General features: G+C 46.9%; 14 protein-coding genes. 9 read left to right on the plus strand and 5 right to left on the minus strand.

The features are described 5' to 3' along the window. The first annotated feature begins 155 nt into the window (after window positions 1–155). The 4 genes from QUA99_RS17865 to QUA99_RS17880 all read left to right on the plus strand — a co-directional run bounded on the left by QUA99_RS17865 (window position 156) and on the right by QUA99_RS17880 (window position 5,749). Complete coding sequence (locus QUA99_RS17865; protein WP_333239326.1) at window positions 156–1,550, plus strand: CmpA/NrtA family ABC transporter substrate-binding protein; 1,395 nt, start codon at window positions 156–158, stop codon at window positions 1,548–1,550. Window positions 1,551–1,614: 64 nt separating this feature from the next. Beyond that, entirely contained in the window at window positions 1,615–2,460 is an 846-nt protein-coding gene (gene ntrB / locus QUA99_RS17870) for a nitrate ABC transporter permease (protein WP_333239327.1), read from the plus strand. A 258-nt stretch (window positions 2,461–2,718) separates the two neighbouring features. Next, complete coding sequence (locus tag QUA99_RS17875) at window positions 2,719–4,719, plus strand: nitrate ABC transporter ATP-binding protein (protein ID WP_333239329.1); 2,001 nt, start codon at window positions 2,719–2,721, stop codon at window positions 4,717–4,719. Between the two features lie 184 nt (window positions 4,720–4,903). Then, on the plus strand, window positions 4,904–5,749 hold the full coding sequence (locus QUA99_RS17880; RefSeq protein ID WP_333239330.1) for a nitrate ABC transporter ATP-binding protein: 846 nt from the start codon (window positions 4,904–4,906) through the stop codon (window positions 5,747–5,749). A 728-nt stretch (window positions 5,750–6,477) separates the two neighbouring features. On the opposite strand, the gene QUA99_RS17885 is transcribed toward QUA99_RS17880, so the two are convergent. The 3 genes from QUA99_RS17885 to QUA99_RS17895 form a co-directional block, all read right to left on the minus strand. Further along, window positions 6,478–6,741, minus strand: a complete 264-nt coding sequence (locus QUA99_RS17885; RefSeq protein WP_333239332.1) for a hypothetical protein — start codon at window positions 6,739–6,741, stop codon at window positions 6,478–6,480. A gap of 119 nt (window positions 6,742–6,860) precedes the next feature. Then, window positions 6,861–7,019 (minus strand): hypothetical protein, encoded by a 159-nt coding sequence (locus QUA99_RS17890; protein ID WP_333239334.1) that lies wholly within the window; start codon window positions 7,017–7,019, stop codon window positions 6,861–6,863. A 54-nt stretch (window positions 7,020–7,073) separates the two neighbouring features. After that, a complete protein-coding gene (locus QUA99_RS17895) occupies window positions 7,074–7,367 on the minus strand; it encodes a hypothetical protein (protein WP_333239336.1) in 294 nt (97 codons plus the stop codon). Window positions 7,368–8,169: 802 nt separating this feature from the next. On the opposite strand from QUA99_RS17895, the gene QUA99_RS17900 reads away from it, so the two are divergent. Continuing rightward, complete coding sequence (locus tag QUA99_RS17900; protein ID WP_333239338.1) at window positions 8,170–9,051, plus strand: ChaN family lipoprotein; 882 nt, start codon at window positions 8,170–8,172, stop codon at window positions 9,049–9,051. 546 nt (window positions 9,052–9,597) lie between these two features. Next, window positions 9,598–10,179, plus strand: a complete 582-nt coding sequence (locus tag QUA99_RS17905) for an NAD(P)H-dependent oxidoreductase (RefSeq protein ID WP_333239340.1) — start codon at window positions 9,598–9,600, stop codon at window positions 10,177–10,179. Between the two features lie 124 nt (window positions 10,180–10,303). Here QUA99_RS17905 and QUA99_RS17910 read toward each other — a convergent pair whose 3' ends face one another. Then, the gene (locus QUA99_RS17910) at window positions 10,304–11,134 is read right to left on the minus strand and encodes an inositol monophosphatase family protein (protein WP_333239342.1); all 831 of its coding nucleotides are present in this window, start codon (window positions 11,132–11,134) and stop codon (window positions 10,304–10,306) included. 75 nt (window positions 11,135–11,209) lie between these two features. Then, entirely contained in the window at window positions 11,210–12,643 is a 1,434-nt protein-coding gene (locus QUA99_RS17915; RefSeq protein WP_333239344.1) for a BCD family MFS transporter, read from the minus strand. A gap of 141 nt (window positions 12,644–12,784) precedes the next feature. Between QUA99_RS17915 and QUA99_RS17920 the strand changes: the two genes are divergently transcribed. From QUA99_RS17920 to QUA99_RS17930, 3 genes are all read left to right on the plus strand, one after another. Continuing rightward, window positions 12,785–13,729, plus strand: coding sequence for an aldo/keto reductase (locus QUA99_RS17920; RefSeq protein WP_333239375.1), 945 nt, complete (start codon window positions 12,785–12,787; stop codon window positions 13,727–13,729). Between the two features lie 224 nt (window positions 13,730–13,953). Beyond that, complete coding sequence (locus QUA99_RS17925) at window positions 13,954–14,469, plus strand: isoprenylcysteine carboxylmethyltransferase family protein (protein ID WP_333239346.1); 516 nt, start codon at window positions 13,954–13,956, stop codon at window positions 14,467–14,469. A gap of 101 nt (window positions 14,470–14,570) precedes the next feature. Next, the gene (locus QUA99_RS17930; protein ID WP_333239348.1) at window positions 14,571–15,113 is read left to right on the plus strand and encodes a hypothetical protein; all 543 of its coding nucleotides are present in this window, start codon (window positions 14,571–14,573) and stop codon (window positions 15,111–15,113) included. Window positions 15,114–15,175 lie beyond the last annotated feature (62 nt).

Below are 15,175 nucleotides of genomic sequence, written 5' to 3' on the forward strand. Positions count from 1 at the left end.
TAAAGACTTATGCTAGCAATAAATCTTTAGCTCCCTCCTGCCAACCTGCGCTCAAAACAGTTCGCTCAACCCGATTAGCGAACAGAAAAAAAGCGCCTTGATAAACTTCAGTGAATGTTGTTACAGAAGATTATGAATTGCAGCGAGGCTAGGCTATGACAAGATTTTCAGATGAATTTTCGGCGCTTTCTCGGCGTAAATTTATCCTCACAGCAGGTGCATCTGCCCTGGGTTCAATACTGCTCAAAGGCTGTTTGGGAAATCCCCCAGAACCCGGTGCAACTGCCGGTGCTGACGGCGCAATACCCGCGGCTACCTCAGTAGTGGCTGTTGCCAACGAGAAAAGAGTCGAAGGAATTGAAAGCACTAAAATCACATTGGGATATATCCCGATCGTCGAAGCAGCACCTTTAATCATTGCCCAAGAAAAAGGCTTTTTTGCCAAATACGGCATGACCGAAGTCACGATTGCCAAGCAAGCAAACTGGGGTTCGGCAAGAGATAACGTAGAAATCGGATCTGCCGGCGGCGGCATTGACGGCGGCCAGTGGCAAATGCCGATGCCTTATCTAATTAGTAAAGGCCTGATTACCAAAAACAGCGTCCAAATCCCGATGTATGTTCTAGCCCAGTTGAACACTCAGGGAAATGGAATTGCGATCGCAGCCAAACACCAAGGTAAAGGCATCGGACTTAAACTAGATCGAGCAGCCCAAGACTACATCAAAGGCCTCAAACAAGCAGGTACTCCCTTCAAAGCAGCCTACACCTTCCCCAAAGTCAACCAAGACTTGTGGATTCGGTACTGGCTGGCAGCTAACGGCATCAATCCCGATACAGATGTCGAACTGCTAACAGTACCGGCCGCCCAAACCGTGGCCAACATGAAAACCGGCAGCATGGACGGTTTCAGCACCGGCGACCCCTGGCCGCTGCGGATTGTCAAAGAAAACATCGGCTTCATGTCCGCCCTCACCTCCGAAATCTGGAAAGCACATCCAGAGGAATATCTAGCAATTCGCAGCGACTGGGTAGACAAACACCCGAAAGCCACCGAAGCCTTACTCGCAGGACTAATTGAGGCACAGCAGTGGTGCGACAAGCCCGAACATCGCGCCGAATTAGTCGCCATTGTTTCTGGAAGAAACTTCTTTGACGTATCTCCGACGGTTTTGACGCCTCCCTATGAAGGCAAGTATGTCATGGGCGACGGCAAACCAGACATCAACGACTTCAAAAGCAGTCCGCTGTACTGGAAAGACGACATCGGCAACGTTTCCTATCCCTACAAGAGTCACGATTTGTGGTTCTTAACCGAAAGCGTTCGCTGGGGTTTCCTGCCAACAACAACCTTGGCAGATGCTAAGACAGTCATCGATAAAGTCAACCGAGAAGATTTGTGGAAAGCCGCAGCAAAATTAGCCGGAGTTGCTGATGCTGACATTCCGAAAAGTACGTCTCGCGGCGTTGAGAAGTTCTTTGACGGCACAGAATTTAATCCGGCTCAGCCAGAAGCTTACCTCAAGAGTTTGGCAATTAAAAAAGTGTGATGGGGTCTTAGGTTCGCATAATTTAGTCTCGAAAAAAACAGCAGAAACATAGGAGATTATCAAGATGGCTGTCAGCACAAATCGGAGAGGCGGAGTCGATGTCCAAGGATCGTTTGGCGAATTTTGGAAGAAAAATTCCCCGAATATCTTGCCGCCAATTTTGGGAGTAATTGGATTTCTGTTGGTTTGGCAGTTCCTGTCGAGTTTGGGAATTATCAAATTGCCCGGACCCCTCAGCGTTTGGACTGACGAACGGACGCGGATACTGTTGATGTATCCTTTTATGAACTCCAAAACCTACGGAGTCGGCTTATTTTGGCAGACTTTGGCTAGTTTGGAACGGGTGGCAAAAGGCTACACTCTCGCGGCCGCTGTGGGAATCAGCATGGGAGTTGTGGTAGGTACGAATCCCTTCTTGAACAAGGCTTTAGATCCGATTTTCCAGTTTTTGCGGATGGTGGCGCCTTTGGCTTGGGTGCCGATCGCCCTGGCTGCACTGCAACAAAACGAACCTGCTGCTTTGTTCGTGATTTTTATCACTTCAGTTTGGCCGATTTTAATCAACACGGCTGAAGGTGTTCGCCAAATTCCCGACGATTACAACAACGTGGCGAAAGTGCTGCAACTTTCTCGTCAGGAATATTACATGAATATTTTGTTTCCGTCGGCGCTTCCTTATATCTTCACAGGATTGAGAATTGCGATCGGTTTGGCTTGGCTGGCGATTATTGCTGCGGAAATCGTGATGTCTGGGATTACGGGTATCGGCTTCTTTATTTGGAATGCTTACCAGCAAAACTACATCAGCGAAATTCTGTTAGCGGTGTTCTACATTGGGGCTGTTGGTTTGTTGCTCGATCGGCTGATGGCTTGGTTGCAGCAAAAGATTGCTCCCCCTCAAGGAAAGTAGCTAATTAGATATGTTGACTGTTGACTGTTGACTGTTGACTGTTGACTGTTACAGCAATTACGAACTCCCAGGCTGAAAAACCTTTTTTTAAAACTCTTGTTAATGGATTAAAAGAAGTCTTTTGGCTGGTTGAAAAAACAGGTTGTTGTATCCAGTCATGTATTAACTATTAGCTGTTATATCAACAGCGAACAGCGAACAGTTAACAGTCAACAGTCAACAGTAAAATAACACACCTACAAAAAAGGCAAGAAAATCATGTCTGTTTTGATTGCAGTAGAACAAGTTGAAAAAGTTTTTAATTTGTCAGACGGTGGCACATACATAGCCCTCAAAGGCATAGATCTGGAAATTAAAAAAGGCGAATTTATCTCATTGATTGGACACTCGGGCTGCGGCAAATCTACGCTGCTCAATATGGTGGCAGGTTTGGATTTGCCGACATCCGGATTGGTGACAATTGACGGGCAAAGAATCACCCAGCCAGGCCCCGATCGCATGGTAGTATTCCAAAACTATTCCCTGCTACCTTGGCGGACGGTCAGAGAAAACATTACTCTAGCTGTAGATTCGGTGATGAGCGGCTTACCCAAGGCCGAACGCCTCGAAATCATCCAAAAACACATCGATATGGTGGGCTTGACGCCCCACGCCGAGAAGCAACCCGCACTGCTGTCGGGCGGACAAAAACAGCGCGTGGCGATCGCCCGTGCTCTGGCCCTGCGCCCTAAACTGTTACTCTTAGACGAACCCTTCGGCGCTTTGGATGCTTTGACTCGCGGCAACTTGCAAGAAAAGTTGATGGAAATTTGCCAAGAGTACGAAATCAGCGCCCTGATGGTAACGCACGACGTGGATGAGGCCGTGTTGCTGAGCGATCGCATCGTCATGCTCACCAACGGCCCAGAATCGAAGATTGGCGGCATTCTCGAAGTAGACATCCCCCGCCCCCGCAAACGGATGGAAGTAGTCTCACACCCCAGCTACTACGCTCTACGTAGCGAAATGATTTACTTCCTCAACCAGCAGAAGCGCGTTAAAAAACTGCGGGCACGGAAAGTACCCGCGATCGCCCGCCACGGGCTGGAAAAAGTCAACCTCGAACTCGGCTTTATTCCGCTGGCAGCCTGCGCTCCCCTCGCTGTCGCCAAAGAAAAAGGCTTTTTTGCCAAGCACGGTCTCGATGAAGTCCACCTCGTGCGGGAAACAAGCTGGCGCGGCATCGTAGACGGCATCGCCGCAGGTTACTTAGACGCAGCTCAAATGCCCTCTGGGATGGCGATGTGGTTGAGCTTGGGGGGCCACCAAGAGAAGCCGATTCCGACAGTTACAGCCCTCACCATGAGCCGCAATGGCAACGGAATTACCCTCGCGAGGCGCTTTTACGACCAAGGGATCTACACTCTGGCAGACTTTAAAAAAATGCTCCAGAGAACGCCCGCGCAAACGCACCGCATGGGCATCGTCCACCCTTCTTCGATGCACAACCTGTTGCTGCGTTACTGGCTGGCTTCCGGCGGCATTGACCCGGATCGCGATGTGTTGCTGAAAAATATCCCACCGGCTCAGATGATTGTTGACTTGCAGGGTGGCACTATTGACGGTTTCTGCGTCGGCGAACCTTGGAATTTGCGGGCCTCAATGGAAGGAGTCGGCTTTACGGTGGCGACAGATTTGGAACTGTGGCCCGGACACCCCGCGAAAATTCTCGGAGTTCGGGAAGACTGGGCAAATGCTTATCCCAACACTCACATTGCTCTGGTCAAAGCTTTGCTGGAAGCTTGCCACTATTGCGCCGATCCAAATCACGCCCAAGAGGTTTCGGAAATTGTCGCGGGAAGGGAGTACGTCGCCACCGACAAGAGTTACATCCAACTAGGCGACCCGAAATCTGTTGCTTGCAACCTCGATACTCCGATGCGGGAATACGCCCACCACTTGTTTTCTGGAGAGGGGGTGAATCGCCCGAGCCGCACCGAACAACTCTGGCACATGGTGCAGATGGCGCGCTGGGGCGATACTGTGTTCCCGCGCAACTGGGTGGAAATTCTGGAACGGGTGGTGCGAGTCGGTGCGTTCAGCACGGCGGCGCGAGAGCTGGGGATGGCTGATATTAATTACACTCGCGGTTCTCTCAGCTTGTTTGACGGCTCGGTGTTTAATGCTGACGATCCGATCGGCTATCTCAACAATCTGGCGATTAAACGCGATTTCACGATGGCTGAAGTTGTACTCGATTCTGGCCGCAGAGCTGCTTAGAGCGGTTTTTAGTTCGATAAAAACAGGGTAATTGCTAATTGTTAGTTGTTAGTTTTTAAGTGCTAATTGCTAGTGAGCAATTCCCTCTTCATGACCTCCGTTACATCCGTTAAATCCCGTACATTGCTCGTTGCCGAACTTCCTTCTTCCTTCGCAAATCACCCACTCACAATTTCCTAAACCCATGCTCAATACCACTAAAAACCAGGGGAACACCAAAACTGAAATCCAGCGGGGAAAAGGCCGCCGCCAACCTTTTTTGGTGATGGAGAATGTTTACAAAGAATATCCAAACGGTTACAGGGCTTTAGAAAACGTCAATCTGAATGTAGCTGAGGGAGAGTTTATTACTCTGATCGGACACTCGGGCTGCGGCAAATCAACACTGTTAAATATGGTGTCGGGTTTTAGCCATCCCAGCCAGGGCACCGTGACGATTAACGGGCAGCGGATTACGAAGCCGGGCCCCGATCGCATGGTGGTGTTTCAGGGTTACGCTTTGCTGCCTTGGCGAACGGTGTTTGAAAATGTTTATTTGGCGGTTAACTCTGTATTTCCGAATAAGTCGAAGGTCGAAAAAAATGCGATCGTCAATGAGCATTTGGCGATGGTGGGATTGACAGAAGCTGCCCAGAAAAGACCGCCGCAAATTTCGGGGGGGATGAAGCAGCGGGTTTCGATCGCCCGCGCTTTGGCAATTCGCCCGAAAGTGCTGATTTTAGACGAACCTTTTGGTGCTCTGGACGCAATTACTAAGGAGGAATTGCAAGAAGAGTTGCTGAAAATCTGGAACGATCACCGCTGTACGGTGTTGATGATTACTCACGATATTGACGAAGCGCTGTTTTTGGCCGATCGACTGGTGATGATGACTAACGGCCCGTCGGCGACAATTGGCGAAGTTTTGGAGATTCCTTTTCCGCGTCCGCGCGATCGGGTTCAAATGATGGAAGATCCGGAATACTACAATTTGCGGAACTACGCCCTAGATTTCCTGTTCCGTCGTTTTGCACACGATCACGATGCTTAGGGATGAGAATTAAATAAAATCCACTTTTTATGACTGTTGTGGGATGGGCGTCCCGCCCGTCCCCGATAGACGGGCTACGAGAGCCCATCCCACAAAAAAAAAGGGAAATTATTTAATTGACGATCCTTAATCGGTTGGCAAATCAAAGTTAAAGAGGAGAATTATGAGACTTCTCGAACAATTTTAATTCTTGTGGGAAGTAGGTTTTAGGCATCCTGCCGGCCCAAGACTTGCTTTGTTGCAGAATTCTCTTGAAAAGTTGAAGCCCCAGTGTTGCCCGATTTCAGGGGAACATCGCTGCGGGCGCAATTTTCCCGATCCGGTTGGGTAAACTGAAGCTTAATGGTGGGCGATAAGTTTTTTCGGACGTTCGGATCTTTTTCCGATGTTTTACGTCTACCAGCGAAGAGACCCGATTGCCTAGCTGTCGGTAAGCTGGCATGAACTGAGCCCACCTTCGATCGAGGGTGGGCTTCTTCTTCATGTTATTAACAGTTTTTGCGCGATCGAGGGTGTGTGCATTCCACCCTTTGAACTGGCACACTCCGGGAAGTTGATTCGTGTTGGATGAATTAATGTTTTTGTCAATATAGCGGTTTTCAGTGGAGTGAAGTACAGATGCTCGGGTAGGGAAACGGCCGATCCTAAGTCCGGCGAGGGGATCTGTGACTTTTAACAATTGGTATCAGACTGATGATTGTAGCAAGACTTTTTTAAATTGGTATTACTCAGGTTTGCAGGGAAAACTCCTCTGGGTCAATATCCCAATTTACCCAGCGAATTGCCTCTTGAGCCGTTAGCGAAGCCCTCGAAGAGGATCGGGAGCATCTCATATTTGTAAAAATACTTCTTTTGGCTCCTTCCTTCTGCCTCTTTCCTTCTGCCTCTTTCCTTCTGCCTCCTGCCCCGCAGCCTCGGGCCTCAAAACTCCAATTTCTAGCTTGGCTGCAAAACTGAGATGCTCCCAAGAGGATCGCACTTTTGGCGGCCATCGCAACGCATGAATGAACCCGGTGCTCGGAGAGGTCATTTTTAACAAAAAAACTGTTACAGGGCGCTCGCCTGCGTCTAAATCGTCCTAAAAATCGATTTTTAACATGGTATATTCCTGTCAAATCTCTAATTCAGTGGCTGCTAGTTGTTGACAAATACGATCGACAAAAATGATTTCCGGTGCTGTTTTGCCGATCGCACAATCAGCCGATTTAATTGTTTCGGCAGCTTGCGAGCAATTTATTGAGCCTGTGGAAAGCGCGATCGCGCTTTCCACTTTTCCCGATACACTGGAATCAAAGCTGCTTGTTATGGCGTTTGTTTTTTAACTTTAGTCTGCGACATACCGCCAGCCTTGCGGCTCGTATTCGCGCTGAATTCGCACCATCCAATTACCTTCGGGAATTGCGATCGCACGGTGTTCTTCGTGACTCAATAAAGCTGTCGGAGAAAGCACCCGCAAGTACAGGGTGCCGTCTTTTTCGTAAAGTTCAGCTTGTCCTTCAATAATCTGGTGAGAATGTCCGGTGACTTCACCTTCGGCAAGAGTTAGGTGAGGTTTTTTTTCTCCTTCAATTTGCTGTACGGGGGTGAGAATTACGTCGCCTTGTCGGATGGGCTGCATAGGTTTTTTCTAAATATTGTTTGCTAGTGTCGATCGAGCTTTCCTACCATATATGTAATACACAACCGTCAAGAGCGATCGACTATACGATCTTCTCTAACTCTTTGCTGCACTCACAGGCGTTATGTTCGAGCGTGAAAGTGCGATCGTCGGAAACCGGAATGCTATAATAGACGCCTGTTTCGAGAAAGTCGCCTATCAAGGGCGGGTTTATAGATATTGTCGATGTGAATTAAAAGTTGTTGGTGAAACCCGCTGCTTATAGGAGTGGGTTTGCTCGTTACCAGGCTCTGCCCGGTAACGGATATATAGAGGCTCTGCCTTTACAGAAAAAAACATCACAAACCGAAAATCTCTTTTAACAACAACAGCACCCAGCCATATGTACCGAGTGATTTCCTCTTTTTTCAACTTCGATGCGGAGTTGCAATAGATCCTGAGATTCACTTGCATTGCTCCCCTCTAATTAGTTGAGGAAGTATCAGCTTTGTTGGTGGGTGCTGTTATTGCTTTTTAATGAGACAGATTTGAGATTAAACAGCGTTTTACTCCTTAGATTTTATTGTGAACTTCGCTGTGGGATTTGGATGTGGTATCTGTCAGAGAAGCTTTTTGTTCGCTTCATATTATTAATTTAGCACCTTCTTCTAGAAGCACAAGTACCTGCAACTAAACTTTACATTTTGAGAAGTAAGGGCGGATAATTATGAAGTTAAATCAAGCATCCAGCTTTCTAGCTGCTCAGGCAAAACAGTAGAGTTCGGCTGTGCTTGCTGTTGCGACAAACAGGCATAATGTTTGTATGAAAACAACCAAACTCATCAAACTGTGCGCCTTATCGATCGGCATCTTGATGCTGTGCAGCATAGCAGCGGCTGCTTCAACGACGGCGAACCCTCAACCTGTGCAAACTTACACTAACCAAGAGATTCTGCAACAGTTGGCAAAGGCAAAAGTCGTGTATCTGGGAGAAACCCACGATAGCGCGGAAGACCACCAAGCTCAACTGGCGATTATCCGAGAAATGCAGCGGCAAAATCGAAAAATTGCGATCGCGATGGAAATGTTTCAGCGTCCCTTTCAAAGCGCGATCGACAACTACTTAGCAGGTAAACTGACTGAACAGCAATTAATCGAGCAAACAGAGTACGATCGCAGGTGGCGTTTTCCCTGGGAATATTACGCCCCCATTTTGCGGTTTGCCAAAGAAAATCAACTACCAGTCCTCGCCTTAAATACACCCTCCGAAGTAACGAGAAAAGTTGCCAGTCAAGGTTTAGAAAGCCTCACAGCAGAGGAAAAAAAGCACATTCCCCCAATATCGGAAATTCGCACCGACAACGCCGAATATCGGCAACTGCTGCTAGAAGTTTACCAGCAACACCAAAAGGCAGAACAGGGCAATAGTACGGCTTTTGAAAGATTCTTGCAAGCCCAAGTTTTGTGGGACGAAACTATGGCGGAAAAAATAGCTGAATTTGTCAAAGCAAACCCCGACTATCAAGTTGTCGTGTTGGCGGGGAAAGGACACATTATTTACGGTTACGGCATTCCCAGTCGCGTCGAGAGGCGTTTGGGAGTCGGGAATGTAAAAATGCGATCGATCTTATTGAGTTCAGTTACAGATACTCCTTTGTCGGCAGATAAACCGATTGCCGATTATATCTGGAAGCATTCAGAATAGGGGAGAAAAAATTAACAACATGACTGTCGCGCGCAGGGTAAGAAACCCGGTCGATCGCCAAAATATGAAGTTTTACCGCTAGATATTTACTAATAAACCGGGTTTCTGGTAGACCGTGCGTAAGTTTTGTTAACTAACCATCAATAGCTAGTCGGGAAATTACCACAAATTGTACGAAAACCGCATCACCCGATCGACTTAAAAGAAAACCACCCGATCGCAGATTACCAGAAATAGATGAGAGCTGACATACTTGAGTCATCGGTCATCGGTCGGTTATATTTGCAACAAACCGCACGGCAGGCGCGGGATACTCCTCCGTCACGCCTGCCGGGTCTTTTTATCAAAAACCTGAGACGGTTTATTAAGAATTATTTTGATAAGTGTTTCAGTCAACCAAATCATTTAATTGACCGTTCATAATTATTTGTAAAAATTAATTTGTTTAACTGATATATCCGAGGAAGGGAGACAGCGCTCGCTTGGAATGTTAAACTAAGCGCAGAAAATGTCTAGAGCACCTTACTCAACTATCAATAACTACCCGTGAGTAACACACCAAAAATTCTCGCATTTGCCGGAAGTACCCGCCAAGCATCCTACAACAAAATGCTGGTAAAAATAGCTGCGACAGGCGCTAGATTAGCCGGGACTGAAGTAACCTATGTAGATTTGCGAGATTTGCCCATGCCGCTGTTCGACGAAGATTTGGAAGCAAATGAAGGAATTCCAGAAAATGCTCGGAAATTCAAGGAATTGATGATAGCGCATCAGGGACTTTTGATAGCTTCCCCGGAATACAACAGTTCAATTACCGCAGTTTTGAAAAATGCGATCGACTGGGCCTCTCGCCCGCAGCCTGGGGAACCGGGGCTGGTAGCTTTCAACGGTAAAGTAGCAGCAATTATGAGCGCTTCTCCCGGAGGTTTGGGAGGTATGCGGGGGTTGGCTAATTTGCGATCGCTTTTGGAGAATATTAACGTGATGGTGATTCCCGATCAAAAAGCGATTTCCAAAGCCTTTGAGGCATTTAATCCTGACGGCACACTGAAAGATGCCAAGCAACAAGAGGCTGTAGAGCATCTCGGTGCTAAGCTGGCTGGAATTTTAGTAAAATTAAGCGCGTGAAGCGATTAGCTAGATCCCGAGTCTAGCGTAAATATCATACAAATTTGCGATCGCCTCCAATCATGCAACTATCAAAAGTTGCATGAGCATTTTGGTTTAAAACAAATTCAGGTGCGATCGCAAATTACCCCATTTTTTTCTTCTTCCAAGCCTCCACAAACGGCAAAAACACCGACACCAACTCCTGCCGGTTCATCACCAAAGTCGGATAAGAAACCCTGCTGTAATTCTTCCCCACTTCCAGCGGAAAAATAGCCGGGGATTCCAGCGGCAACCAAACCGCACCAGCAGCCTTCACAATTACCCAACTCCCCGCAATATCCCAAATTTTCGGAGTCGCTTCCACCCCTCCCAAAACAGCACCCGAAGCCACAGTCAAAAAATTGTAACTAGCCATACCCAACATCCGAACTTTACTCGGAAGATGAGGCCCGATTCCCACACTCCGCGAACACAAATTAAAAAAATGATTGCCGCTCATTTTATCAGCAGTCGGCCGAATTTTTTGCCCGTTTAAAAACGCACCTTGAGGCATATTGTCAAACACGCCGCCCGCAAAATCAGGTGCATAAAAACCGTGAAAAGACTGATTAATTGGCGGCAAATGCACGCAGCCAAAAACCGGAGTTCCGCGATACAACAAACCCAAAGAAATACCCCAAATCGGAATTCCCCGAGCAAAATTAGTCGTAGCATCGAGAGGATCGACAACCCAACACCATTCAGTATCGGGGAAAACGTGTTCGCCCTCCTCACTTAAAATCCCGTGACTGGGAAAAGCAGATGCGATCGCACTTCTAATGTCCGCATCAGCCCAATTATCGGATTTCGTCACCAAACTCCCGTCATCCTTCTCATCCGCTTGCACGGAACCGAAATCTTGCAACAACTGCTGTCCGACTCTCTCGACAGTAACCCCTGCAAAACTTAAAATAGAATCCCAAAAATCTTTCATTAGCAGTTTTTTTGTATTAAGGACTTCAGTCCTTTATTAACAAGAGAATGAGGACTTCCGTCCTGACTACAAACCTTAGTCTAATTCATTTTCAAGAATAGTGGCGATCGCACTTTTAGCATTATCCTGAAACTCCCGAACATCCACCCTACCCAACAGCCAAACAGCCAGAATCATACCCACCGCCGGCACAGCAAACACCAACCCGTAAGCCAACATCGGCACTCCAAACAAACTCCTGCCAAAATCTAAAATAGCACCGCCGCTAACCGTCGCCACACCCCGCGCCATCGCCTGCGACAAACCCCAAGCGCCAATAAAAGTCCCCGCAGTTTCTGCAGCAGTCAAATCCAACATCAAACTCAGCGCACCAGTCGTCGTAATACCCGAAGCTAAACCAAACAACATTAAAGCCGACTTAAACACAATTGGATTTCCTGTGAATCCCGATAAAATAATCAAACCAAAACAAGCCGCCACCGACAAACAGCCCAACCTAATCGTATTTTGCTTGCCGATGCGCGGTACAATAAAAAAACCAGTGGTACTCAAACCGATCAGAGTACCAGTACCGTAAATAGCATTCAACCGAGTAGTTTCCGAAATCGGCATCTTAAAAATTTCCCCGCCGTAAGGTTCCAAAACTGCATCCTGCATAAACAAGCAAATTGTCATAATCAGCAGGAAAGTAAAAAATAAACCGGTTTGACGGCTAGCAGTCAAAATCCGCAGCGCACTTCCCAGAGTAATTTTATCTTCTCGATTCACTGCGCTCGATCGCACCCCGTACCGGGAATACTTTTTCTCAACCCCAAAAGTCGCAATCCCCACCAAAAATAAAACAAGCGCCGGCACCTTCACAAACAAACCGTTAATCGAAGCCTGCAACACTTCCCGCGACACATCCCCATCAATTTGCTTCAGCAAACCGCTGCTAACAATCGCCCCGATAATAATACCAACCATCAGCATCGACCACACCACACCCACCAACTTCGATCGGTCTTCCTCATCCGAAACATCCACCAACAAAGCAGCAAAAGGAGTCGAACTCGAACAAATAGCAATACCGTAAAGCGCAAAAATCAAACCCAACAAACCCACCCAACCGTAAGTAGGAGTCGTCCACCCCACAGCCTCCAAACTGCCGCCCAAGCCCCACATCACCTGCACCGCCAAAAAAGCAGAAATCACAAACAAAACGCTTCCTACCCACACATAACCCGTGCGGTGATGGCCAAACAAAGGCTTTGCATCAGACATTTGCCCGAACCACACCCTCGCCGGGGCGACAAACTGGTGCATCGCCAGCGTACCAGCCACCACAGTAGCCGGAATCGCCAACTCCTTAATCATGACGCGATTGAGCACCCCCAGCGTCAAAATCGACATCATGCCCAATCCCATTTGAAACAAACCCAACCGGAACATAGTCAGCAGGTTAACTCTCTTGATGGCAGCAGTCGCGGAATCTGTTAATCTTGAATCTGGCAAACGGTCGATCGACATAACTATTCACATAAACACATCATTTGCATTTATAGTAACTGAGATATCGCAACCCGCCGCCATTCCTCCCCAGGCTAGAAGCTCGATTGCGACTATTTATAGAAAAATAATAGACAATAAAGAATTGTGGATTTACCAACCGTGACAACCATTACCCTAGGAAAAAATGGCCCAGCCGTCATTCCCCTGTGCGTCGGAACTTGGGCTTGGGGCGACAAACTATTTTGGAACTACGGCAGCAACTACGGCGCCGCCGAAGTCGAAGCAGCATTCAAAACATCCCTAGACAGCGGAGTCAACTTTTTCGACACAGCCGAAGTCTACGGTAACGGCTTGTCAGAAGAATTGCTGGGACAGTTTATCAAAAAAACCAGCCAACCCGTGCAAATAGCCACCAAATTCGGCCCCGTACCTTGGCGGATTACAGGAAAATCAGTTTCCGACGCTTTGAGTGCCAGCTTAAAACGCTTGCAAGTAGAACAAATAACCCTCTACCAAGTACACTGGCCCTTCAGTTTTTTACTCAGTCAAGAAACCCTGATGAACGCCTTAGCCGACGAAGTAAAACAAGGCAGAATTCAAGCAGTAGGAGTCAGCAACTATTCAGTAGAACAGATGCGCCAAGCCCACAAAATACTAGCAGCAAAAGGCGTTCCCCTAGCAACAAATCAAGTCCGGTACTCCTTGCTGTCGCGGCAAGTAGAAAAACAAGGAATTGTGAGTGCAGCCCGCGAATTGGGAGTCACAATTTTAGCTTACAGCCCCTTAGCCCAAGGATTGCTCACCGACAAATACACAGCCCAACTACAACCTACAGGAGCCCGCAAAATGGACTCCCGCTTCAGCAAAAGCGGCATCGAAAAAATCGAATTAGTCATGTCCACGCTGCGGAAAATGGGCAAAAAGCGCGATCGCACGCCCGGCCAAGTTGCCCTAAACTGGTTGATATGCCAAAACGGAGTCATCCCCATTCCCGGCGCCAAAACCGCAAAACAAGCCCAAGAAAATGCAGGCGCTTTAGGTTGGAATTTGAGCCAAGATGAAGTCAACCAACTAGAACTAATGACTCGTCCCTGGCGAGAATAAATTTGTTAATTTTTGACTGTTGACTGTTCGCTGTTCGCTGTTCGCTGTTCGCTGTTCCCGTAGGTTGGGTTTTACTTCACTCTACCCAACCTACAGTTCACTTTCCTCTCCCCTCTTCCTTCTCCCCTCTCCCCTCTCCCCTCTCCCCTCTCCCCTCTCCCCTCTTCCTTCTTCCTTCTTCCTTCTTCCTTCTTCCTTCTTCCTTCTTCCTTCTTCGTCTTACTATGAAAATCTTAACTGACTGGGGTTTCACGCGCGAAGGCTGGCGCAACAACAGCCGCGGCGAATATTTAGTTTTGCTTCAAGGAGCATTGCTCGCAGCATTTGTAATCTTACCAGTTTATCAACTGCCAGGATTAAAAATGCAATCAACTCAATTACTTGCTATTACCTGGATTTTAGCAACAATTCTCGGCTTAACCGCATTAATTTTCATCATCAAAGGATTGATAGACTTAGGAAAAAACCTCACACCTTTACCCTATCCCATAGAAAACGGAGAATTAGTCCAAACAGGCATTTACGGAATAGTGCGGCATCCATTATACAGCGGCTTAATTTTAGCCGCCCTCGGCTGGACAATTTTTCAAATGAGCATATCCCACTTAATAGCCACTGCAATTTTACTAATATTTTTCGACATTAAAGCCAACCGCGAAGAAACCTGGCTACTAGAGAAATATCCCGACTATTTAGATTATCGCCAGCGAGTCAAAAAACTAATTCCCGGAATCTATTAAAATCTCGCTCGCCCATTAAAAAAACCGAGCGAAGTTAACAGATTGACATGAATTGTGATTTATGCTAGAAATGGCGCAATTAATTATGAATTTTAACAGCCATGCTACGTTTAAATATCAAACTGTTAAAAACAGCATTCGCCTTCACAGCTTTATCATTATTGCTCAGCAGTTACGCTACCAACACAAAACCTTCTCAAATACATAAAAATCTCTTTCACTTTACCGACTCTCAGACCACTACCTCACCTAGAAAACAAAAACCAAATTTAGTCGTAGCTGATGTCAACAGTGAAAAAGCAGCAATTAAATCAGTTGTCATATTAAATCTGAAAGCTTTGAATGAAGAAAATATAGAAGCTTATATGGCCACAATAGACCCAAAGTCTCCAGGATTTGAACTAACAAAAAATGCGATTGCACAAATTTTTTCTATCTACGATTTAAATTATGTAATGAATAAATTTGATGCGGCAACCATTTCAGGCAATACAGCGATAGTTACAGTAGATCAAACGACAACAAAAATTAGAGGTCCGCAGTTCAGAAATAATAGAATGGTGTTAAGGCATCAATTCAACAAATATAATGGAAAATGGAAAATGTTTAGCTCTGAGATTCAGAAAGTTGAGTATTTAAACTAGACAATTAAGACTAACGCACGAGAAGAAGGGTAAATTGCAATTGTCTAGACCAGGCAGAGCAG

The organism is Microcoleus sp. F10-B2 (assembly GCF_036704965.1).
Lineage (GTDB): Bacteria > Cyanobacteriota > Cyanobacteriia > Cyanobacteriales > Microcoleaceae > Microcoleus.